This window comes from Nesterenkonia sp. (assembly GCF_029265375.1).
In the GTDB taxonomy this organism is placed as follows: Bacteria; Actinomycetota; Actinomycetes; order Actinomycetales; family Micrococcaceae; genus Nesterenkonia.
Map to the genome: position 1 here is coordinate 25,995 of NZ_JAJUJJ010000015.1, position 20,673 is coordinate 46,667.

Annotated in this window: 20 protein-coding genes; 10 read left to right on the forward strand and 10 right to left on the reverse strand. The window is 68.2% G+C overall.

Going from position 1 to position 20,673, the window contains the following annotated elements; all coding sequences use genetic code 11:
* Positions 1 to 33: 33 nt before the first annotated feature.
* From Q1K09_RS07695 to Q1K09_RS07705, 3 genes are all read right to left on the reverse strand, one after another.
* Positions 34 to 561: a GNAT family N-acetyltransferase gene (locus Q1K09_RS07695; protein WP_300344393.1), complete on the reverse strand. Its 528-nt coding sequence runs from the start codon at positions 559 to 561 to the stop codon at positions 34 to 36.
* 82 nt (positions 562 to 643) lie between these two features.
* Complete coding sequence (locus Q1K09_RS07700; protein WP_300344394.1) at positions 644 to 1,360, reverse strand: GNAT family protein; 717 nt, start codon at positions 1,358 to 1,360, stop codon at positions 644 to 646.
* 40 nt (positions 1,361 to 1,400) lie between these two features.
* Positions 1,401 to 2,804 (reverse strand): cytochrome P450, encoded by a 1,404-nt coding sequence (locus tag Q1K09_RS07705; protein ID WP_300344395.1) that lies wholly within the window; start codon positions 2,802 to 2,804, stop codon positions 1,401 to 1,403.
* Positions 2,805 to 3,049: 245 nt separating this feature from the next.
* Between Q1K09_RS07705 and Q1K09_RS07710 the strand changes: the two genes are divergently transcribed.
* The 3 genes from Q1K09_RS07710 to Q1K09_RS07720 are packed head-to-tail and all read left to right on the forward strand — an operon-like array spanning position 3,050 to position 6,007.
* Complete coding sequence (locus Q1K09_RS07710) at positions 3,050 to 4,774, forward strand: carbon starvation protein A (protein WP_300344397.1); 1,725 nt, start codon at positions 3,050 to 3,052, stop codon at positions 4,772 to 4,774.
* A gap of 10 nt (positions 4,775 to 4,784) precedes the next feature.
* Complete coding sequence (locus Q1K09_RS07715) at positions 4,785 to 5,039, forward strand: cory-CC-star protein (RefSeq protein ID WP_300344399.1); 255 nt, start codon at positions 4,785 to 4,787, stop codon at positions 5,037 to 5,039.
* Positions 5,030 to 6,007 (forward strand): ArsA family ATPase, encoded by a 978-nt coding sequence (locus Q1K09_RS07720; protein WP_300344401.1) that lies wholly within the window; start codon positions 5,030 to 5,032, stop codon positions 6,005 to 6,007. Before Q1K09_RS07715 ends, Q1K09_RS07720 begins: the two co-directional genes overlap by 10 nt.
* 17 nt (positions 6,008 to 6,024) lie before the next feature.
* On the opposite strand, the gene Q1K09_RS07725 is transcribed toward Q1K09_RS07720, so the two are convergent.
* Positions 6,025 to 6,831 (reverse strand): HAD family hydrolase, encoded by an 807-nt coding sequence (locus tag Q1K09_RS07725; protein ID WP_300344451.1) that lies wholly within the window; start codon positions 6,829 to 6,831, stop codon positions 6,025 to 6,027.
* 237 nt (positions 6,832 to 7,068) lie between these two features.
* On the opposite strand from Q1K09_RS07725, the gene Q1K09_RS07730 reads away from it, so the two are divergent.
* Complete coding sequence (locus Q1K09_RS07730; RefSeq protein ID WP_300344403.1) at positions 7,069 to 8,022, forward strand: galactose mutarotase; 954 nt, start codon at positions 7,069 to 7,071, stop codon at positions 8,020 to 8,022.
* Between the two features lie 35 nt (positions 8,023 to 8,057).
* On the opposite strand, the gene Q1K09_RS07735 is transcribed toward Q1K09_RS07730, so the two are convergent.
* On the reverse strand, positions 8,058 to 9,452 hold the full coding sequence (locus Q1K09_RS07735) for an ROK family transcriptional regulator (RefSeq protein ID WP_300344405.1): 1,395 nt from the start codon (positions 9,450 to 9,452) through the stop codon (positions 8,058 to 8,060).
* A 143-nt stretch (positions 9,453 to 9,595) separates the two neighbouring features.
* Between Q1K09_RS07735 and xylA the strand changes: the two genes are divergently transcribed.
* Complete coding sequence (xylA, locus tag Q1K09_RS07740) at positions 9,596 to 10,774, forward strand: xylose isomerase (protein WP_300344406.1); 1,179 nt, start codon at positions 9,596 to 9,598, stop codon at positions 10,772 to 10,774.
* Between the two features lie 156 nt (positions 10,775 to 10,930).
* Positions 10,931 to 12,376 carry a xylulokinase gene (gene xylB / locus Q1K09_RS07745; RefSeq protein WP_300344407.1) on the forward strand — a complete coding sequence of 482 codons (1,446 nt, stop codon included), beginning with the start codon at positions 10,931 to 10,933 and terminating at the stop codon, positions 12,374 to 12,376.
* Between the two features lie 57 nt (positions 12,377 to 12,433).
* Here xylB and Q1K09_RS07750 read toward each other — a convergent pair whose 3' ends face one another.
* From Q1K09_RS07750 to Q1K09_RS07770, 5 genes are read right to left on the reverse strand one after another with little or no spacing between them, the layout of a single operon-like run.
* Entirely contained in the window at positions 12,434 to 12,820 is a 387-nt protein-coding gene (locus tag Q1K09_RS07750) for a type II toxin-antitoxin system VapC family toxin (RefSeq protein ID WP_300344408.1), read from the reverse strand.
* Positions 12,820 to 13,062: a type II toxin-antitoxin system prevent-host-death family antitoxin gene (locus tag Q1K09_RS07755; RefSeq protein ID WP_300344409.1), complete on the reverse strand. Its 243-nt coding sequence runs from the start codon at positions 13,060 to 13,062 to the stop codon at positions 12,820 to 12,822. The genes Q1K09_RS07750 and Q1K09_RS07755 overlap by 1 nt, the downstream gene beginning before the upstream one ends.
* 40 nt (positions 13,063 to 13,102) lie before the next feature.
* Positions 13,103 to 13,846: a cupin domain-containing protein gene (locus Q1K09_RS07760; RefSeq protein WP_300344411.1), complete on the reverse strand. Its 744-nt coding sequence runs from the start codon at positions 13,844 to 13,846 to the stop codon at positions 13,103 to 13,105.
* Positions 13,843 to 14,769, reverse strand: coding sequence for a PmoA family protein (locus Q1K09_RS07765; protein WP_300344412.1), 927 nt, complete (start codon positions 14,767 to 14,769; stop codon positions 13,843 to 13,845). The genes Q1K09_RS07760 and Q1K09_RS07765 overlap by 4 nt, the downstream gene beginning before the upstream one ends.
* Positions 14,766 to 15,863, reverse strand: coding sequence for a Gfo/Idh/MocA family oxidoreductase (locus Q1K09_RS07770; protein ID WP_300344413.1), 1,098 nt, complete (start codon positions 15,861 to 15,863; stop codon positions 14,766 to 14,768). The genes Q1K09_RS07765 and Q1K09_RS07770 overlap by 4 nt, the downstream gene beginning before the upstream one ends.
* 141 nt (positions 15,864 to 16,004) lie before the next feature.
* Here Q1K09_RS07770 and Q1K09_RS07775 point away from each other — a divergent pair, with 141 nt between their 5' ends.
* The 4 genes from Q1K09_RS07775 (at position 16,005) to Q1K09_RS07790 (ending at position 20,555) form a co-directional block, all read left to right on the forward strand.
* Positions 16,005 to 17,033: a LacI family DNA-binding transcriptional regulator gene (locus Q1K09_RS07775; RefSeq protein WP_300344414.1), complete on the forward strand. Its 1,029-nt coding sequence runs from the start codon at positions 16,005 to 16,007 to the stop codon at positions 17,031 to 17,033.
* Positions 17,034 to 17,302: 269 nt separating this feature from the next.
* Positions 17,303 to 18,490, forward strand: a complete 1,188-nt coding sequence (locus Q1K09_RS07780; RefSeq protein ID WP_300344416.1) for a Gfo/Idh/MocA family oxidoreductase — start codon at positions 17,303 to 17,305, stop codon at positions 18,488 to 18,490.
* Positions 18,487 to 19,689, forward strand: coding sequence for a dihydrodipicolinate synthase family protein (locus Q1K09_RS07785; protein ID WP_300344418.1), 1,203 nt, complete (start codon positions 18,487 to 18,489; stop codon positions 19,687 to 19,689). The genes Q1K09_RS07780 and Q1K09_RS07785 overlap by 4 nt, the downstream gene beginning before the upstream one ends.
* On the forward strand, positions 19,689 to 20,555 hold the full coding sequence (locus Q1K09_RS07790; protein ID WP_300344419.1) for a sugar phosphate isomerase/epimerase family protein: 867 nt from the start codon (positions 19,689 to 19,691) through the stop codon (positions 20,553 to 20,555). Before Q1K09_RS07785 ends, Q1K09_RS07790 begins: the two co-directional genes overlap by 1 nt.
* The last annotated feature ends 118 nt before the right edge of the window (positions 20,556 to 20,673 follow it).

Genomic DNA, 20,673 nt, shown 5'->3' on the forward strand with positions numbered 1-20,673 from the left:
CTGCCACGGCACCGCGACACGCTCCGGGGCGCCTCAGAGTTCAAGGTCGAAGAGCTCGCAGACAGTGTTGTAGTAGCGGCGGGTGGTGCCCCGATAGGTCATGCCGAGCCGCCGGGCCACGGCCTGGGAGGCAGCGTTGTCCGGATGGGTGACCGCTACCAGTCTGGCCAGCCCCTGGGCGCAGGCATGCTCCACCAGCGCCTGGGCTGACTCGGAGGCGATGCCCTGTCCCCAGGCTGTGGGGTGCAGGTGCCAGCCGATCTCCGTCTCATCCTGCTGCCCGGATACCCCGTCGGAGAGGGGAATGGGCTTCAGCAGCGCGAATCCGGCGGGCTCGGGATCCGCGGCGCCCCGGGCACGGCGCTCGACCAGCCACACACCGCTTGCCGGGCCGAACAGGGAGCCGTAGCGCTCGATCCGCGCCGCAGCCTGCTCGCGAGTGGTCTGCACCTCGCCCTTGCCGATGTATCGGACCACCTCCGGACGGGAGTACATGTCCAGGACGAACTCGAGGTCCTGCTGCACCGGCGGACGCAGCCGCAGCCGGCCGGTCTGCAGCACGGCCCCGGTTCCTCCGCTCACCGGCTGCGCCCCGCCAGCCGGTGCTCCAGGCCGGCACGTACGGCTGGCCATTCAGTGGTGCTCATACCTCGGTGTCCTCCAACTGGTAGAACGACTTCAGCCGGTCGCTGCCTTTCACCGTCACAGTCCACGGCGGGCGCAGGAAGTCGTCGGCGGCCATGCGGAACTGCAGCTCCCACTCGGCCTGCTCGCCGTAGGCATCAGCGACCCGTTTGGTGCCGGAGACGAAGTACCCCAGGGACTGGGAGACCCGCTTGGACGGCTCATTCCACTCATAGGCCCCGGATTCGGCGTACTGGGCGCCGAAATGGTCGAAGGCCCACATCAGCATGGCGGCGCGCATCTCCTTGCCGTAGCCCTGCCCCTGGGCGTCGCGGCGCATCCAGGAGCCGGTCACAACTGTGCGCAGCACCTGCCAGCGGTCCGCGGAGACGTCCTGCATCCCGATCAGCCGTCCTTCGCCGCCGTCGTCGTCCTTCTCGAAGACCGCCAGCATCAGGAACCAGGAGTCGGGGCCGATGCTCGCACGGCGCGAATAGACCCAGGTCAGCGAGTTCCGCGCCATCTCTTCGGGAGAGTTCTCATCCCAGGGGGAGATGAAGGGACACTTCTGCGAGTTGCGCACCCCCGAGGACGCGGCAGCCAGATAGGCGGGGAAGTCGGTCTCGCGCAGCTGCCTCAGCACCAGGCGGGGAGACTCGATGCGCAGCCCGAATGGGGGCCACACCTCCTCCAGAGTGTGGGCAGGGTGATCGGCGTGGAGGCGGAACTCACTCATGCGACCACCCTATGCCGTGGCCCGCCGGCGCCGCCGCCCTTCAGGACAGCGCGAACTCTAAGGAGAAGTTGTTCAGCAGGGCCGGCAGCTCCCCGGGAACCAGCTGGTGGCTGGTGACTTCGATCTGCCGCTCGGCCAGCAGCTCCGCCATAAACGTGCTGGTCAGCAGCAGCACCAGATGACGTCCCGGGCAGATTCCGGGACCGGCGCTGAACGGCACCAGCGGCCACTCCTCGCGCGTTCGCTCGTGGTCCCCCACTTCCGGGACGAACCGGTGGGCGAAGTCCAGGTTGCGCTCATCGCGGTGGAAGAACGGCGTGAAGATCAGCACTGAGGTGCCGCGGGGCATCACGCCGTGCTCAAACTCCACCTCCCGGGTGGTCTCGCGCAGCAGCATCGGGGTGGTGGCCCAGAGCCTCAGGGACTCCAGCACCGTGGCGCGCAGCAGCGGCAGCGTGGGCGCGGTTTCGGCGGCCTGCTCGGTGATCTGCAGCCGCGCGGACTGCAGCCGGTCCGGGTGGCTGGCAAGCAGCGCCAGCCCGCGGTAACTGGCCATTCCGGCGGGGTCGAAGGCGAAGAGCCACTGGGGAACCTGCTGCTCGGGGGCGTCCTCGGCCTGGTAGTCCTGCTGCCCCATGAATGCGGCGATGCTGCCGGGCTCAGCCCGGTCGATGGCCTGCTGAATCCGGTCCGGAATCTGCTGCCGCGCCTCGGTGTCCACCGGCCGCAGGAACGCCCAGTTGCCGCGTGCCCGCTGGGTCTCCATCAGCTCCAGCAGTTCGTCGTCGTCGCGGTAGGAGTCCCCCAGCACTACCCGGTTGACCATGCGGAACCAGGCGGCGAAGTAGGCGCTGTAGTCCAGCCGGCCGCCGGCGGCGTCCACCTCCCGCAGCAGCGCGGCAGCCTCCTGGCGCACGGCCGGCATGAACTGCTCGGCCATCCGGTGGATCGGATGTCCATGGTCCAGGGCCTCCTCGTTGACCTGGCGGCGTCGCCGCCGCTCGGATCCGTGGGAGACCAGCGCGACCTTCGGCTCGAAGTGCTTCAGCGCATGCCGCTTGAGCGTCTCCGCCGGCGCGAAGGGCTCCGGAGATTCCTCCAGAATGCGGTGCACATGCTCTGGGTCCAGCACCAGCGCCATGTTCCTGCCCGGCACTTTCAGCATCAGCGGGCCTTTGCCGTACTTCTCAGCCACCGCCTGCATCCACTTCACCGCCCTGGCCTCCAGGCCGAAACGCTCGACGGCGGCGACCACCCTCGGACGGCGGATGATCGGGCCCTTGGCAACGGTGGGAAGCTCCACCTCCGCCAGTATTTGAGCTGTTTCGGCAGCGGTGGCCCTCGGCAGCGGGTTCTGCACCGCATTGGGCCCGGCTGCCGAGGAGACTGGTTCCGGCACGCGGATGCTGCCGGTGGTGGGGTGTGAGCTGTGTGAATAGGCCATGGCTGCAACGGCTTCCTGGTCGGGGACTCATACCGACGGCGTCCTGCCCCCTGCGGTGCGGTGAACACCAGCCAATCAGCGTGACCTGGACGTTTGCTTACCTCCGCGGGCCCACGGCGCGCCCGGTGCGTGTCCCGGATAACACAGGGCCATATACTGGCCCCAGCCCGTTTGAGCCTCATGCGGACCTCAGGCGACCGCACCGCACCTACGAGTCACTCGTTTCCGCTGGACAGGAGATCGACATGGACGCGCCGAATTCCCTGGTGCTGGCCATCATCGGCATCGTGATGATGCTGGCCGGCTACTTCCTGTACTCAAAATTCCTGGCCAAGAAGGTCTACAAGCTCAATGCTGAGTTCAAGACCCCTGCTCACCAGTTCAACGACGGCGTGGACTTCGTGCCCACCAACCGCTACGTGCTCTGGGGCCACCACTTCACCTCGGTGGCCGGAGCGGCGCCGATCGTCGGTCCTGCCGTCGCGGTGATCTGGGGATGGCTTCCCGCTTTCCTCTGGGTCACCATCGGGACGGTGTTCATCGCCGGTATGCACGACTTCGGCGCCCTGTGGGCCTCGGTCCGCAACCGGGGCAAGTCGATGGGCGCGCTCTCCGGCACCTACATCGGCAACCGGGGCCGCAACCTGTTCCTGGTGGTCATCTTCCTGCTCATTCTGATGGTGCTGGCCGCTTTCGCTGTGGTGATCTCCAACCTGCTGGTCGCTCAGCCCGGGGCGGTGATCCCCACCTGGGGCGCCCTGGTGGTGGCTGTGCTGGTAGGCCAGGCGATCTACCGGTTCAAGTGGAATCTGATGGCAGTGACCGCGGTCGGCGTCGTCGCCCTCTACGCGCTGATCCTGCTGGGCAACGCCTACCCGATCTCGCTTCCCGAGGAGGGCGTGGCCGGCCTGACCCCGAATGCGATCTGGATCATTCTGCTGTTCCTCTACAGCGGTGTGGCCTCGATGCTGCCGGTCTGGGTGCTGCTGCAGCCGCGCGACTTCATCAACGGCGTCCAGCTGTTCATCGGCCTGGGCATCATCTACGCGGCGGTGCTGTTCGCCACCCCGTCGGTGGTGGCCCCGGCGGTCAACGACGCCCTGCCGGAGGATACGCCCTCCATCGTGCCGCTGCTGTTCGTCACCATCGCCTGCGGTGCGATCTCCGGGTTCCACGGCATCGTCTCCTCGGGAACCAGCTCCAAGCAGCTGAACCTGGAGACCGATGCGAAGTTCGTGGGCTACTTCGGCGCGGTGGGCGAAGGTCTGCTGGCCCTGGGCGCGATCATCGCCACCACAGCCGGGTTCCAGACCGCTGCACAGTGGCGCGAGCTCTACTCCTCCTTCGATGCCGGCGGTGTGCCGCTGTTCGTCGAAGGCGGCGCGAGCATCGTGAATGCGGGACTGGGCGTGCCCAACGACCTGGCCGCCACCATCCTGGCGACGATGACCATCCTGTTCGCCGCCACCACCTTGGACACGGCGACCCGTCTGAAGCGGTTCGTGATTCAGGAGATCGGACAGATCGCCGGGGTGAAGGTTCCCACCGTGGTGGCTACGGTCATCGCCGTGGTGCTGGCCTTCGGCCTGACCTTCTCCCAGGGGGCCGATGCCTCCGGCGGTATGCGGCTGTGGCCGCTGTTCGGCACCACCAATCAGCTGCTGGCCGGCCTGACGCTGACCATTCTGACGGTGATGCTCATCCGGAAGGGCCGGCCGTTCCTGCCGGTGCTGCTGCCGGCGGTGTTCGTGCTGTTCATGACCATCTACGCCGCGCTGGTGCAGCTGGTGGATCTGTTCGTGGCCGGGGACTGGCTGCTGTTCATCCTTGATGTGGTGATCGTGGTGGCCGCCACCTGGGTGCTGCTGGAGGCCGTGCTGTCCATGCTCAAGGCGTGGAAGGGTCCCAAGGAGCCGGAGGACGACGTCGCGCTCACCGAGGAGGAGAAGATCTCCGGTTCCACCCCGTAGGCTCGGTGCTATGGGTTGGTTCAGCACCGCTGAGAGGGGGCTGCGTGAGTTCTACGCGGCCCCCTATCGGCGTATCTTCGGCCGGGCTAAGCGCGACGAGGAGGACCTGTTTATGATGCTGGTGCTCTCCGAAGCGCTGGGCGTGCCCAATCCTGCCTCCGGGGCGACCCTGGAGCTGCTGCCGGAGATGCTGGACCGGATGCATGACTGGCACATCCGCCAGGGCCTGGACCGCTCCCCCATCGATGGGTTCTCATGCTGCTAGAGCTGGCACAGGGACGCGAGGTCCTGTTCATCGGCGGCAAGGGCGGTGTGGGCAAAACCTCGGTGGCCTCCGCCGTCGGCCTGTCTCAGGCGCAGGCGGGACGGCGAGTGCTGCTGGTCTCCACCGACCCGGCCCATAACCTGGGGCATCTGTGGGGCAGGCCGGTCGGTGATGAGCCGGTGCTGCTGGCCGATGACGACGCCGGCGGGGTGCTCGCCGGAGTGGAGGTCGACCCGCAGGCCACTATTGAGGACCATCTGCGGCAGGTGGGTGCCACACTGCGGGACTTCATGCCGGAGCATCTGCACAAGCAGGTCGACGAGCACCTGCGCCTGGCTGCCCAGTCCCCGGGCACCCATGAGTCGGCGATCCTGGAGCGCATCGCGCAGCTGACCCAGGATGCCGCCGGCGACTATGACCTCATCCTGTTCGACACCGCGCCCTCCGGCCATACCGCACGACTGCTGGCGCTTCCAGAGATCATGTCCGCCTGGACCGAGGGTCTGCTGCAGCGGCGCACCAAAGCTGAACGGTTCGGCGCGGCGGTGCGCGCCCTGGACGGCGACGACGACCCCGCCTCCTCGCAGGCCGCCAACCGGGACCGGCGGATCCGGCAGGTGCTCACCGCCCGGCGCCAGCGGTTTGAGCGGCTGCGCGACCTGGTGACTGATTCCTCGAGGTGCAGCTTCGTGGTGGTGCTCACCGCCGAGCGGCTCCCGGTGCTGGAGTCCGCGGAGCTGACTGCCGAACTCGACCGGCTGGGAGTCGACGTCGGAGGTGTGGTGGTCAACCGTCTGGCCCCGAAGGACCAGGGGGAGTTTTTGGCCCGGCGGCGCGAGCAGGAGCAGCGGCATCTGGACGAGCTGCGCCGGCTGCTGCCGCAGACGCCGCTGGACGCTCTCCCGATGCTCGGCGGCGACCTGGTGGGACCTGAGGCGATCGGGGAGCTGGCCGGACAGCTGCGCTGAGAACCGCCTGCGAAGAGTCAGTCCTGCTCCAGGACAGAGCAGAGCACCGGGACCAGGCCGTCCTCCTCCACAGTGCCGGTGACCTCATCGGCCACAGCCTTGACCTCCTCGACCGCCTGCCCCATGGCGATGCCGCGGTGGGCCCACTGCAGCATCTCTATGTCATTGCGCCCGTCCCCGCAGGCGAGGGTCTGCTCCCTCGGGATGCCCAAGGAGTCCCGCAGGGCCTCCAGGGATGAACCTTTGGTCACACCCTTGGCTGCGATGTCCAGCCAGGCTGACCACCCCACCGAGTAGGTCACTCCGTGCAGGCCGATGTCCTCCACAGTCCGGGCGAACTCCTGGGCGGTGGAGTCATCGGAATTCACCACCAGGCGCACCGCCTCGATCTGCTTCATCTCCTTCAGACCCATCACCTCCGGCGCCATGCCGAAGGTGAGGTCGTCGAAGCGCTCGGTGGCGATGAAGTGCCCGGCCGAGGTCTCCACCGCGAATCGGGCGGTGGGCAGCCGCTCGTGGAGGGCGCGCAGGGCCGGCTCCGGATCGAACACCTGCTGATCGATCACCTCATAGCCGTCCTCCAGCCCGCCCTCTTCCGGGCTGCGTGCATCAATCCGCAGGGTCACCCCGCCGTTGGAGCAGACTGCATAGCCGTGCGTGATGCCGAACTTCTCGATGATCGGAAGCACCGCAGGCAGTGACCGGCCGGTGGAGATCACCACAGTGTGCCCGTCCCCCACCAGGGCGCGGCCGGCCTGACGCACCGCTTCTGACATGTGACCGTCGTGGTTGACGATGGTGCCGTCGACGTCCAGGCAGACCATCTTCTTTCCGGGCTGGTGGGCGAAGCTTCCGCCATCGCCTGCCGACGGCACGGAAAAATCTGCCTGACGGTGCCCTTCAGCGGTGTAGAGTGCAGAATCCATAGGATGATCAGTGTACGACGCCGCCGCAGGGCGAGTGGGCGGCGTCGTGTGCTGTTTGCCCGATGTTGACCCAGTTGTCACCTGGCGTGCTCTGCGAGCGCGAGTCCCAGGCCCTGACGTGAGGAGCTTTACCTGATGAGCACGACGACGCCGTCGGTGACCATCACCGCAGATGGATACACCGCTGAGATCGCCCTGCGGGGAGGCCAGCTGCTGTCCCTGACCAGCGCCGACCCCGCCAGCGGGAAGGCACAGAACCTGGTGGTGCCCGCCGAGCGCGGCGAAGGCGCCTACCCAGGGATGGTGCTGGCGCCCTGGCCGAACCGGATTGCCGGGGCCAGCTACACCTATGAGGGCACCGAGTACTCGCTGACCGCCAATGAGCAGGAGACCGGCGCCGCGCTGCACGGGCTGCTGTTCAGCACGCTGCTGCAGGTGCAGCACCAGAAGGACAATGAGGTCCACCTCGCCGGAGTGCTGCCGCCCAGCGAGGGCTACCCCTTCCGCCTGGAGGTCTCGCTGGTCTACCGCGTAGCCGGGCATCTGGGGCTGACTGCCACCCTGAGCACCCGCTTCGCGCCGGCTGCCGAGGATGGGGCCGAGCCGGGGACCAGCGCGCCCTTCGGCGTCGGGTTCCATCCCTACCTCACCGCCGATGATGCACCGCTGAAGGCCTGCCGCCTCCGACTTCCGGCTTCCACCGTGGCCCAGACCCAGGCCAATGGGCGGGTGACCGGGAGGCAGCCCGTCTCCGGGGATCTGGATCTCACCGACGGACCGCTGCTGGCCGGACTGCGGATCGACCACGCCTACACCGACCTGCCCCAGGAGGGCTGGAGTGCGGAGCTGCAGCACGGGCCCAGCGGACTGGTGGTGCGGATGATCTCTGACACCCCGTGGGCCCAGGTCTACACCGGGGACCGGATCAGCCGCGCCGGGGTTGCCGTGGAGCCGATGACCTGCCCGCCGGATGCCTTCAACTCCGGTGAGGATCTGATGACGCTCACCGCAGGAGGCGACGACGACGGCGCGGCGACGCCCAGCCCGTGGGTGCGCGTGGGCTACAGCATCGAAGCCATCCGCCGCTAGCGCTACCCCTGCCTGGCTGCCCTCCAGCCCGGCTGTCAGGCGGCGGGGATCCAGTCCTGCGGGGCATCCACCACCGCGCGCAGGGCACGCAGCGCACCGCCGGTGGTGGCCGGGGCGTTGCCGGTGTCGCGCTGGCGGACGCTGAACTGGGTCCACGGCGAGGCCAGCACCCGGCGCTGCAGCTCCTCCTCGATGCAGGGGCGCAGCAGGTCGGTCAGCGGGCCGAACTCTCCGCCGAGCACCACGTCGTGGACGTCCAGCACGTTCATCGCAGCCGACAGCGCCACTCCCAGTGCCCAGCCGGCACGCTCCACCGCCTCGACTGCGGTGCTCGCTGCGCTCTCCGGGGCCGAGCACTGGGTGAGGACGTAGAGATCCTCCGCCGTCACCCCGGCCGGCAACCCGGCCGAGGCCATCAGCGCCCGCTTGCCCGCGTAGACCTCCAGGCATCCGGTGGAGCCGCAGCCGCACTCCGGCCCGTTGGGCTCGACTGCGACGTGGCCGATCTCCCCGCCCCAGCCGTGCGGACCGGCCTCTACCACTCCGTCGACCACCACGGCCGAGCCGATGCCCATCTGCGCGGAGACATAGAGGAACGTCTGCTCCTTATCCTCCTCGCGGGTCAGCTCCTGGGCCACCGCCAGTGCGGCGAGCTTGGCCTCATTGGCCGCCGTGATGAAGGAGCCGAAGCCCTCGTCGCCCTCGCCTGCCTCTGAGGCTCGGCCCAGCAGGGCGACGAGGTCCACGTCCTTCCAGCCCAGGTTCGGAGCCAGCAGCAGCGTGCGTTCATCAGAGTCCACCAGGCCGGGCACGGCCAGCACAGTTCCCACGGTGCGGGCCCCGGCACGGGCGGCCTCATCAGCCACCCGCAGCGCCAGCCGGCCAGCCTCCACCAGTACAGCGGCCGGATCGGAGGAGCGGTAGTCGGCCCAGATGATCTCCTCGGCCAGCACCGCGCCGGTCAGGTCCAGCGCCCGGGCGGCCATGAAATCCACGTTGACCTCCACCCCCAGCCCCACCAGGGTGCGGCGGGCAGGTGTCAGCGGTACGGCCGGGCGCCCGCGGGTGCCGCCGACCACCGGGGACCCCTCACACACGATGCCCGCGGCCAGCAAGTCATCGACCAGACGCGAGACGGTGGAGCGGGTCATACCGGTGCGGATGGACAGGTCGGCCCGGGAGAGCGCCTCCGTGGAGGCGAAGATCTCCTCGGTGATCAGCAGCAGGTTGGCCTCCCGCAGCGTCTCCTGCCGGGCCCCGGGGCGCAGCGCCTCGTGGTGCGGCGGCCGGTCGCGCCGCTGCGGGCGCTGAAAGTCGTGGCGGCCCTGCCCGTTGCTGCCGCCGTTGAGCCCGAAGGCGCGCGTCAGCGACCGCCGTCCCAAGCGCGCGAAGGAGCTGGGCGTCGTCGAACCGGCGCCGTTGCGAATCATGGACTTGATCTTAGCCCTACGAGCAATTAGGTTTCATCTAGAAACAAAATGAGACGCGGATCACCGGCCGCCGTCGTGCCCCCTCCGCTGGGGACATCGCGGCGATCCGTCTCGACTCGCCACCCTAACCTGTGGAGGAACCCATGACATCGACGCCTGCTGACTACAAACTCTCCTTCGGCCTGTGGACCGTCGGCTGGACCGCCCGCGACCAGTTCGGCGAGGCCTCACGGCCCGCACTGGAGCCCTGGGACTACCTGCCCAAGCTCAAGGAGGCCGGCGCCTCCGGGGTGACATTCCACGACGACGACGTGGCACCCTTCGGCACCGACGACGCCGAGCGGGAGAAGTACTTCACCAGGTTCAAGGAGACCGCGGAGCAGGTGGGGCTGAAGGTGGAGATGGTCACCACCAACACCTTCTCCCATCCGGTGTTCAAGGACGGCGGGCTGACCTCCAACGACCGGTCTGTGCGCCGCTTCGGCCTGCGCAAGCTGCTGCGCAATGTGGACCGGGCCGCAGAGTTCGGCGCGGAGACCTTTGTGATGTGGGGCGGGCGCGAAGGCTCGGAGTATGACAACGCCAAGGACCTCAACGCCGCCCACGAGCGCTACGCCGAGGGCGTGGACACCGTGGCCGCCTATATCAAGGAGAAGGGCTACGATCTGCGCATTGCGCTGGAGCCGAAGCCCAATGAGCCGCGCGGCGATATCTTCCTCCCCACCATCGGCCACGCCCTGGCTCTGATCGCGAAGCTGGACAACGGCGACATCGTGGGCCTGAACCCGGAGACCGGTCACGAGCAGATGGCCGGGCTGAACTTCACCCACGGCATCGCCCAGGCGCTGTGGGCCGGGAAGCTGTTCCACATCGACCTCAACGGTCAGCGCTCCATCAAGTATGACCAGGACCTGGTGTTCGGCCACGGTGATCTGATCTCCGCGTTCTTCACCATCGACCTGCTGGTCAACGGCTTCCCCAACGGCGGGCCGCGCTACGACGGCTGGCTGCACTTCGACTACAAGCCCTCGCGCACCGACTACCTGGACGGCATCTGGGACTCTGCCAAGGCCAATGCCGAGATGGTCACCATGCTGGCGGATAAGGCCAAGGCCTACCGCGCCGACCCGGAGGTGCAGGAGGCTTTCGAACAGTCCGGCATCTTCGAGCTGGCCGAGCCCACGCTGGCGGCCGGCGAGTCGATCAGCGATCTGCTCAATGACCGCAGCGCCTATGAGGACTTCGACCCGGAGAAGGCCGCGGAGCGGAACTTCGGCTTTGTCCGGCTCAACCAGCTGGCGCTGAAGCACCTGGTGGGCTGAGCGGCTCACCTGGCGACGCGAGCGGCCGATGCGTGGACCGGGCCAGCGCTGTGGGCGTCGGCGAGGCCTCGCACTGGCCGCTCGCTGTATGTTGAAGGCATGACCGTTCAGTTCCTGGTGGGAGTCCCCAGCGCCCGTTCTGCGAAGGAGTAACCCGTGGCAACGCTCGTGGCAGGCATCGATTCCTCCACTCAGTCCTGCAAGATCGTCATCCGCGATGCCGAGACCGGCGAACTGGTCCGTTCCGGCTCGGCGAAGCACCCTGACGGCACTGAGGTGAACCCGCAGGCCTGGTGGGAGGCGTTCCTGCAGGCCGCTGAGGCAGCCGGCGGCCTGGACGACGTTGCCGCCGCATCAGTCGGGGGCCAGCAGCACGGTCTGGTGGCCCTGGATGCTGAGGGTCAGGTGATCCGCGACGCACTGCTGTGGAATGACACCCGCTCGGCCGAGGCGGCGGAGGCGCTGATCGCTGAGCACGGCGGCGCCGAGACCGGCAAGGCGGCCTGGGCGAGGATGGTCGGTTCGGTCCCGGTGGCCTCGCTGACGGTGACCAAACTGCGGTGGCTGGCCGACGCCGAGCCGGAGAACGCACAGCGCGTGGCCGCCGTCGCCCTCCCCCACGATTGGCTGACCTGGAAGATCTCAGGAGCCCAGCGTCTGGAGGATCTGGCCACTGACCGGTCCGAGGTCTCCGGAACCGGCTACTACGACGCCGCGGCCGGCCAGTACCGCTATGACCTGCTGGCCCAGGCGCTGCGCATCAGCGAAGACCAGGCGCGCCAGATCATCCTGCCGAAGGTGGCCGGCCCCAGTGAGCAGGTCGGCACCGGTGATGCGTCCCGGGGCTGGGGCGCGATGATCCTGGGGCCCGGCGCCGGGGACAATGCGACCGCTTCCCTGGGGCTGGGGATGAGCACCGGGGATGTGTCCATCTCCATCGGCACCTCCGGTGTGGTCGCGGCGGTGTCTCCGCAGCCGATGCGGGATCCCAGCGGACTGATCGCCGGGTTCGCCTCAGCCACCGGGGAGTTTCTGCCGCTGGCGGTGACTCTGAATGGTTCGCGCGTGCTCGATGGGGCTGCCCGCATGCTCGGTGTGGACCACACCCAGTTGGCCGAGCTTGCGCTGCAGGCCGAGCCGGGAGCTCACGGGCTGACTCTGGTGCCGTACCTGGAGGGCGAGCGGACGCCGAACCTTCCGCGGGCCACCGGCTCCTTTGTGGGGCTCTCGCTGGCATCGATGAACCCGCAGGATGTGGCCCGCGCCGCGGTGGAGGGCCTGCTGTGCGGGCTCGCCGATGGTCTGGAGGCGATGACGGACCTCGGCGTACCGGTGAACTCCATCCAGCTGATCGGCGGAGCTGCGCGCTCGGCGGCGGTGCAGCAGATCGCCCCGGCGATCTTCGAACGCGATATCCAGGTTCCTGAGCCCGGGGAGTATGTGGCCGACGGCGCAGCCCGCCAAGCCGCATGGGTGCTCTCCGGGGCCGCGGAGCCGCCGCAGTGGACGGCGTCGTCGGTGACCACCTTCAGCGCCGAGCCCGCCCGGTTCGTCCGCGAACGCTACGCCGAGCGGCGCCATCTCTTCGCCGAACGGCCCTGAAGCGAACCCTCTGCCGCTGCCAGCAGGTCCGCCCCAGCTGAGCAGCCTTCGCTGGTCCTAAACCCGGGCGTCACGTACCCACGGCAGTCCGAGGCTCAGCAGCGTCCGGTCTGAGGTGAGCAGGTCGAGGTTCTCCGCCTGGGCCTGCGCGAGGATCATCCGGTCAAAGGGATCATGCCGGGCAAGATCTGGGAAGTGCCGCATGGCCGCAATGTGGGCAGAACCGAGTGGGAGCTCCTCCAGCCCCGACCGGGGGAAGACGTCCGGAAAGTGCTCACCCCCGGGGAGACTGAGCTTACCGAGCATGTGCTTGATCTGAATCTCGGCGATCGACACTCCGGAGAAGAAGGCGGTCCCGGCCTGGGTGATGTGCTCTCGCGCCTGGGCACCTAGATGAGAGCTGTCCGCATAGACCCAGAGCAGGGCATTTGTGTCCAGCAGCATCAAGGATTCTGCCCGTAGAACATGGCGTTGATCTCCTCATCCGGCCCGTCGAACACCTCGGGGTCTGGGAGCTGCTCCCCCCTGCCCAGGCCGAAGACCACCTGCTTGTCCTGATGAGGCACCAGATCAGCCACCGGAACACCGGCGCGGGCAATTGTCACCTTCTGACCTGCGACTACCTTCTCCACTAGGGACGAGAGCTGCGATTTGGCCTCGTGCATGTTCACCTGGATACCCACCATACATCCATCTTAGCTAAGTCGGGCTAATGATGTAACCGGGTCAGGCCTTCCAGGTCTGCAGGCGCCCGCACATCCCGTAGAGGCGGGGGCCGGGCTTGGGCTCGCCGCGAATGACGGAGGCCTCCCCCAGGTGGTGGCCGTCGCCTCCGGAGAGTGCGGCCAGCTGCTGCTGAACGCGGCGGGTCTCGGAGGCCACATTGGCCTCGAAGATCTCCTTCCAGCGCTCAGTCTTGAGCTGCACCAGGTTCACCGCGTGGCGGTGCAGCCGGCCCAGGGCCTCCTGAACGCCGTCGGACTCGATGGCGCTGAACAGCTGCTGGTAGCCCTGGAGGGCCAGGTCCCGGCGGGCGCGGGCGGCCTCGGCCTTGGCGTCCTCATCCTCCGGCAGAGCCACCGCAGCGGCGTACTTGTCCGGGTCGGCCAGGATCTCCTCCGGGAAGGTCAGCACCGCGTCCCCGGCCTCGGGCAGCCCGGCATTGGACATCACCACTGCCAGCTCCAGTCCGGAGTGGTTGACCAGGCGGTGCACCGTGCCGGGGGTGAACCACAGCAGCGAACCGGGCTTCAGCTCATCGCGGGCGGGCCCGTCGGAGCTGACAGTGTGCACCTCACCCTCTCCGGCGGTGACCACGTAGGCCTCGGTGGAGAGGGTGTGCAGGTGGGGGGAGCCGCCGTGGAATCCGTCAGCGGCCTCCCAGTCGTAGACGCAGAGGTGGCTAACCGATGTGCCGCCGGGGAATCCCGGCAGCGCCCGGCTCACCGGTGAAGTGGGCTGTGCACTCACAGTGCGTACTCCTTCGCCGTCGCGGTCAGTTCGTCTCCCTCCAACTGCCGGGCGACGAACACGAAGCGGTGGTTGAGGTTCAGCGTACCCTCGTGCGGCAGGTGAATCTCCTGGTCGAAGGCCGGGGAGGGGCTGGCGACGGCGAAGATGCCGGTGCGGGTGAACCACTTCACCGGGGGCACCTCGGTGTCCGGCGAGGCGGAGGTGCCGGAGTAGACCAGCACGGTGCCTCCGCCGTCGAGGTCATCGTGGGCCGAGGAGAACGCGACCCATTCGGACTCGGTGCCCATAATCTCGGCCTCATCGCTCAGCCCGGTGGCTGAGGTGATCGCGCAGCCGTTCCATGCCCGGGGGCCGCGCCAGAACCACCCGGTGTAGCCGGCGTTGGGGCGCCCGGCGGTGGTGGGGCTGCCCAGGTCGATGGTGCTGCCGCGCACGTTGGTGATGGAGGTGGTCAGGTCCACCGCCCAGACTCCGCGGTGGAGGTCCAGGGAGTGGATCCGCTGGATGCGGTGCTCATCGATCCAGTGCTCCCCGGCCGCGGTGATCCACTGCAGGTCCTCATCCAGGACGACGTCGTCGCCGCCGGTGGGTTCGGAGCGGAAGCGCAGGTGCTTCATGGTGCCCAGGTTGTCCTTGTCCACGTACCACTGGGTCTCTTTGTCGAAGCTGCCTCCGCCCCAGAAGTTCTGGTCGTCGACGTGGGACCAGGTGAACTGCAGGCCGGTGTGCCACCGGTGGTCCCAGGGACGGCGGATGGAGGCTTCGCCGCCGTCGGTGAACCTCAGCGGGTAGAGATAGGGCTTGGGCGCCTCATCCTGCGGAGAGTTGGGGTCTGTCTCATAGCGGGCGATCTCCACCTCACCGGCGCGCACGCCGATGGTGGCGCCGCCGTCGTGGTGCTCAACCTCGAAGCTGGTCACTGGGGTCCTCCGTAGACGTAGTTCTCATCATGCATGCCGGTGTAGTAGATGCCGTCCTTGGTCAGCTCGCTGCGGCGCACCCGCTGGCCGGTCTCGGCCGACTGGTAGAGAGCGGCGATGAACTCCAGAGTGCGCCGGCCGTCGTGCCCGGAGGCGCGCGGGCGGACCCCGGACTCCATGGCGTCGAGCAGCTCAGCCAGCTGCTGCTTATGCGAGCTGGGGATGTTCTCCTGCGGGGCCCACGACTCCACTGCGGCGGTGTCCTCGGCCCGGTGGGGGGCCGGCGTCCACCGCCAGGAGGAGTTGTCATAGCCGTAGAGGTGCTCCACCTCCACGGTGGCGTCCTGGAAGTCGAAGCGCAGGTAACTGGTCTCCCGCGGGGAGAGAACCGAGTTGACGATGGAGGCCATCGCGCCGGATTCGAACTTCACCACCGCGAAGGAGACGTCCTCGGTCTCGATGTTCCGGTCCAGGGTGTCGGCCATAGCGGTGACCTCGGTCCAGTCGCCGAGCACCTCGAAGAGCAGGTCCATCTGGTGGATGCCGTGGCCCATGGCCGGCCCGCCGCCCTCGGTGGCCCACTTACCGCGCCAGGGGACGTCGTAGTAGGCGTGGGGCCGGTACCAGAGGGTGTTGCACAGCGCCACCAGCGGCTTGCCGAGGCTGCCTTCGGCCACATGCTTCTTCAGCGCAGTCGCTCCGGAGCCGAAGCGGTGCTGGAACACATAGCTGGCATAGGGGCCGCCCTCACGCTCATAGGCCTCCACCTCGTCATAGTCGGAGAGGGTGAGCATCGGCGGCTTCTCGCACCAGACCCACGCGCCGGCCTGCAGGCCCTTGATCACGGCCTCCTTATGCGCCGAAGGGGGCGTGCACACAATGAGCAGATCCGGCTTCTCCGCCTCCAGCAGCTGGTCCACGTCGGTGTGCCGCCCGGGGATGTTCCACTCCTCGGCGACCTTGACCACGGCCTCTTCGTTGATATCGGCGATGGCAGCCACCTCCACGCGGTCCTGGTGCGCCTTCAGCGTGGGCAGATGTGCAATGGTGGCAATTCCGCCGGCTCCGATGATGCCGGCCCTGATTTTGGACATATGACAGACTCCTTAGACGCCGTGATCCGCTTCACAGCCTAAAGGAAAACGTTTACCCTATGCAATGACCACCTTATGCCACCCGGCGGCCGGCGTGAGCGCCTGCCGAATCCGACGCCGAAACGACCTGCAGGAGCCGCTATGCCGCACAGCACCCACGTGACCCTGGCCCAGGTGGCCGCGGCCGCTGGAGTCTCCATCGCCACCGCATCCCGAGCCATCAACGGCAGTACCCGCAAAGTCAGCGAGGATATCCGCCAGCGGGTGGCGCAGACCGCCGAAGAGCTCGGCTACCTGCCGAACCTCTCCGCCCAGACGGTGGTCAAGGGGGCCGCCCCGGTGGTGGCGGTGCTGGTCAGCGATATCGCCGACCCGTACTTCAGCTCCATCAGCGCCGGGGTGATGGCCGGGGCCCGGGAGGCTGGGCTGATGGTCACCATGGCCACCTCGGAGCGCCGCAGCGAGGATGAGCTGGAGATGATCCGCACCTTCCGCGCCCAGCGGCCGCGGGCGATCATTGTGGTCGGCTCCCGGCAGGAGCCCGATGAGCGGACCGCCGAGATTGAGAACCAGCTGCAGACCTACCGGGACTCCGGCGGCCACGTGGTGCTCATCTCCCAGGGCCCCTCCCCTTTCGACCTGGTGGAGATCCAGAACTACGACGGCGCCAAGCAGCTGGCTCATGCGCTGGTGGACCGCGGCGGGCGCAGCTTCGGCATCGCTGCCGGCCGGCGGAGCCTGCGCACCAACGTGGACCGGATCGCCGGGTTCACCGACGGGCTGGCCGAGCGCGGTCTGAGTCTGGCCGACGGCGCGATCGCCGAGGCGCCGTTCACCCGCGACGGCGGCTTCACCGCCATGACCGAGCTGCTGGGCCGCCGCGAGGAGCTTCAGCTGGACACCGTCTTCGCCACCAGCGACCTGATGGCCTTCGGGGCCGCCACCGCTATGCGCTCAGCCGGTGTGATCCCGGGGCAGGACATCTCCCTGGCGGGATTCGACAACATTGCCCTGGCCGAGGACGTCACCCCGGCGCTGACCACCGTGGACGTCCCCCTCGAAGAGGCCGGCTACCGCGCGGTGAAGCTGGCTTTGGCCGAGGATCCCGCACCCGAGAGCCTCCAGCTGGGAACCTCGGTCATCCTGCGCGGTTCCACTCCGCAGCGCTGAGCTGCGCGCCTGCGCCGACCTTGGCGGCGCCGACCGTCCTGGGTCTGCGCCGCGCGGCCCTCTCGCCCCCGGCAGGCCCAGCCGCCCGCCGTCTTGTGACCCTTCACTCCCCCGACCCCCGTTGCTCCGCATGACGGTCTGCACTTGCGCCGGTAAACGCTTTCCCATACGCTGTGACTCACGTCACCGATGACTTGCCGGCCGCTGCCGGCCTGACCTGAGAACGCATTCACCACGTATTCACGCGCTGAAGCAGAACGGATGGGGACATGACCGCAGAACCCCTTGGCATCATCGTCAACGGCGCCACCGGGCGCATGGGCTACCGTCAGCACCTAGTGCGCTCCCTGCTGGCCCTGCGCGACGAGGGCGGGGTGCCGCTGCCCGATGGCAGCCGCCGCCCCATCGAGCTGCTGCTGGTGGGCCGCAACGCGGAGAAGCTCGCCGAAGTCTCAGCCGCCCACGGCATCGAGCGCTGGACCACCGACCTGGACGAGGCCCTGGCTACCGAGGGCTTCCCCATCTACTTTGATGCACTGATCACCCAGCTGCGCGTACCGGCCATCCGCAAGGCCATCGCAGCCGGCAAGCACATCTACACCGAGAAGCCCACCGCCGAGTCCTATGCGGAGGCGCTGGCACTGGCCGAGGAGGCCGAGGCCGCCGGCATCCACAACGGGGTGGTGCACGACAAGCTCTACCTGCCCGGACTGCTGAAGCTGCGCCGTCTGATCGACTCCGGCTTCTTCGGCGAGATCCTCTCGGTCCGCGGCGAGTTCGGCTACTGGGTCTTCGAAGGCGACTGGCAGCCTGCCCAGCGGCCCAGCTGGAACTACCGAAGCGAGGACGGCGGCGGCATTGTGGTGGACATGTTCCCGCACTGGAACTACGTCATCGAGAACCTCTTCGGTCAGATCGAAACCGTCTACACCACCACCCGCACCCATATTCCGCAGCGAGTCGATGAGTCGGGCAAGACCTACACCGCCACCGCCGACGACGCCGCCTACGCGATCTTCGAGCTGCAGGACGGCCCGCTGGTGCAGTTCAACTCCTCCTGGACCACTCGGGTGAACCGCGATGAGCTGGTGGAGCTGCATGTGGACGGAACCCGCGGCTCCGCCGTCGTCGGCCTGTTCTCCGCCAAGATCCAGGAGCGCAACGCCACCCCGAAGCCGGTGTGGAACCCGGATATCCCCGATCCCATCGACTACTCCGCCACCTGGCAGCCGGTTCCGCAGAACGAGGAGCCGGAGAACGGCTTCAAACTCCAGTGGGTGGAGTTCCTGCGCTCGGTACTCGGCGCCGGGGAGCACCGCTTCGACTTCCGCTCCGGAGCCGCCGGCATGCTGCTGGCCGAGGCCGCGCTGGCCTCCCACGAGCAGGGCCGCCGCGTCACGCTGACTGAGCACGCCCAGGCGCTCTCCGCCGGCGCGGGGAAGGAGGCCGGAGCATGAGCACCGATCCGCTGAGCACCCGTAGTGAGACCGGACTGCAGCTGCGGCTCATCGACGCCGACCGCCAGCTGGTCACCGCCCCGCTGCTGAGCGCACCGGACTTCCGCCGCCCTGAGCAGCCGCTGTCCTCCCGGACCCTGTTCGCCGCCGCCCACGTGGTGCCCGACCCGCTGAGCGAGACGGTGCCGGGCGAACCGGCGGAGCTGGACTGGGACGCCACGCTGAACTACCGGCGTCAGCTGTTCTCCTGGGGACTGGGTGTGGCCGACGCCATGGACACCGCCCAGCGCAATATGGGGCTGGACGCCGAGGCCACCCGGGAGCTGATCGCTCGCTCGGCGGCAGTGGCCAAGGAGGAGGGCGCCTCGGTGGCCGTGGGCGTCAACACCGACGCCCGCACAGAGCAGGACTTGACCCTGGATGAGATCGAAGCCGCCTACCAGGGCCAGCTGAGCTTCGCCGAGTCCCGCGGCGCCATCCCGGTGCTGATGGCCTCCCGCCATCTGGCGCGCGCCGCCCGCGACGCCGAGGACTACCGGCGAATCTACGGCAGCCTGCTGCAGCAGGCCCAGACCCCGGTGATCATCCACTGGCTGGGCGAGGCATTCGATCCGCAGCTGCGCGGCTACTTCGGCTCCACCGACTGGCGCCAGGCGGCCGAGACGCTGATCAGCATCATCGAGGCCCACCCGCAGAAGGTCAGCGGCGTGAAGATGAGCCTGCTGGACGCCGAGGCGGAGAAGGCAGTGCGTGCACGGCTGCCGGAGACCGCAACTATGTTCACCGGCGATGACTTCAACTACGTGGGCCTGATCGACACCGACGACGACGGCCGCTACTCCGACGCCCTGCTGGGCGCCTTCAGCGTGCTGGCACCGAATGCCTCAGCCGCAGTGCAGGCCCTCGACGCCGGAGACCATGATCTGTACCGGCGGATCCTGCTGCCCACCCAGGAGCTGAGCCGGCAGGTCTTCGCCGTGCCGACCTTCTACTACAAGACCGGGGTGGCCTTCCTCTCCTGGCTCAACGGTCACCAGGCCAGCCCGGCGATGGTCGGCGGCCTGCATGCCGCACGCAGCCTGCCGCATCTGAGCCGCATCGTGGAGCTGGCCAATGACTGCGGCGCACTGGAGAAGCCTGAATTTGCCCACGCCCGGTGGCACCAGCTGCTGGATCTGCATGGAATCGGAGGCGCCTGATGAGCAGCGCACACCCTCGCCTGTCGCTGAACCAAGCCACCATCAAGCACGCGTCGCTGGACCAAGCCCTGAAGGTCACCGCCGAGGCGGGGATCGGCAGCATCGGGCTGTGGCGCGAACCGGTGGCGGAGGTGGGCCTCGAGGCGGCCTGCGCTGCGCTGCGCAGCTCTGGGCTGCGCTTCTCCAGCCTGTGCCGCGGCGGCTTCCTCACCACCGATGACGACGAGGAGTTCGCCGCCTCTGTGGAGGACAATAGGCGCGCCATCGAGGAGACCGCCGCCCTGGCGGAGGCTGGGGCCGACGGCTCGGCACCGGTGCTGGTGCTGGTGGCGGGAGGCATACCGGCCGGCGGAACCATCGAGGCCGCCCGGCAGCGATTCTTCGACGGGCTGAGTCAGCTCATCCCGGCTGCAGCCGGGGCCGGGGTCACCCTGGCGATCGAGCCGCTGCACCCGATGTACGCCTCAGACCGGGCCGTGATCTCCACCTTGGCGCAGGCCCTGGACCTGGCCGAGGAGACCGCGTCGCAGCACGTCGGTGTGGTGGTGGACTCCTTCCACATCTGGTGGGACCCGGCAGTCTATGCCCAGATCCGCCGCGCTGGTGCGGCCGGGCGCATCGCCACCTACCAGGTCTGCGACTGGCGCACACCGCTGGAAGAGGACGTGCTGCTGAGCCGCCATCTCCCCGGCGACGGCGTCATCGACTTATCTGCGATGACCCGGGCGGTGGAGGACACCGGCTACCGCGGCGATATTGAGGTGGAGATCTTCCACGCAGCCATCTGGGACCAGGACCCCGCCGTCACCGCGGCTCGCACCGCTGAGGCCTTCAGCCGCTCGGTCGCCCCTCATCTGCGCGGCTGACAGTACTCCCGGCCGACATCCATCGGCGATCCCGGTGGCGATGTGCTTCCAGAACTCTCGTTCGACCTCCTGCCGATGAGACGGAGCCCCCGGCGACTTCATCGCTGAACGGCCTGTG

What these genes read in the sequence shown, in the direction of transcription:
- Q1K09_RS07755 (WP_300344409.1), bottom strand. Translation starts at nt 13,062, where the DNA reads ATGGTGGGTATCCAGGTGAACATGCACGAGGCCAAATCGCAGCTCTCG.
- Q1K09_RS07720 (WP_300344401.1), top strand. Translation starts at nt 5,030, where the DNA reads ATGCTGCTAGAGCTGGCACAGGGACGCGAGGTCCTGTTCATCGGCGGC.
- Q1K09_RS07725 (WP_300344451.1), bottom strand. Translation starts at nt 6,831, where the DNA reads ATGGTCTGCCTGGACGTCGACGGCACCATCGTCAACCACGACGGTCAC.
- xylA (WP_300344406.1), top strand. Translation starts at nt 9,596, where the DNA reads ATGACATCGACGCCTGCTGACTACAAACTCTCCTTCGGCCTGTGGACC.
- Q1K09_RS07700 (WP_300344394.1), bottom strand. Translation starts at nt 1,360, where the DNA reads ATGAGTGAGTTCCGCCTCCACGCCGATCACCCTGCCCACACTCTGGAG.
- Q1K09_RS07730 (WP_300344403.1), top strand. Translation starts at nt 7,069, where the DNA reads ATGAGCACGACGACGCCGTCGGTGACCATCACCGCAGATGGATACACC.
- Q1K09_RS07735 (WP_300344405.1), bottom strand. Translation starts at nt 9,452, where the DNA reads ATGATTCGCAACGGCGCCGGTTCGACGACGCCCAGCTCCTTCGCGCGC.
- Q1K09_RS07790 (WP_300344419.1), top strand. Translation starts at nt 19,689, where the DNA reads ATGAGCAGCGCACACCCTCGCCTGTCGCTGAACCAAGCCACCATCAAG.
- Q1K09_RS07770 (WP_300344413.1), bottom strand. Translation starts at nt 15,863, where the DNA reads ATGTCCAAAATCAGGGCCGGCATCATCGGAGCCGGCGGAATTGCCACC.
- Q1K09_RS07780 (WP_300344416.1), top strand. Translation starts at nt 17,303, where the DNA reads ATGACCGCAGAACCCCTTGGCATCATCGTCAACGGCGCCACCGGGCGC.
- Q1K09_RS07750 (WP_300344408.1), bottom strand. Translation starts at nt 12,820, where the DNA reads ATGCTGCTGGACACAAATGCCCTGCTCTGGGTCTATGCGGACAGCTCT.
- Q1K09_RS07785 (WP_300344418.1), top strand. Translation starts at nt 18,487, where the DNA reads ATGAGCACCGATCCGCTGAGCACCCGTAGTGAGACCGGACTGCAGCTG.
- Q1K09_RS07775 (WP_300344414.1), top strand. Translation starts at nt 16,005, where the DNA reads ATGCCGCACAGCACCCACGTGACCCTGGCCCAGGTGGCCGCGGCCGCT.
- Q1K09_RS07705 (WP_300344395.1), bottom strand. Translation starts at nt 2,804, where the DNA reads ATGGCCTATTCACACAGCTCACACCCCACCACCGGCAGCATCCGCGTG.
- Q1K09_RS07710 (WP_300344397.1), top strand. Translation starts at nt 3,050, where the DNA reads ATGGACGCGCCGAATTCCCTGGTGCTGGCCATCATCGGCATCGTGATG.
- Q1K09_RS07715 (WP_300344399.1), top strand. Translation starts at nt 4,785, where the DNA reads ATGGGTTGGTTCAGCACCGCTGAGAGGGGGCTGCGTGAGTTCTACGCG.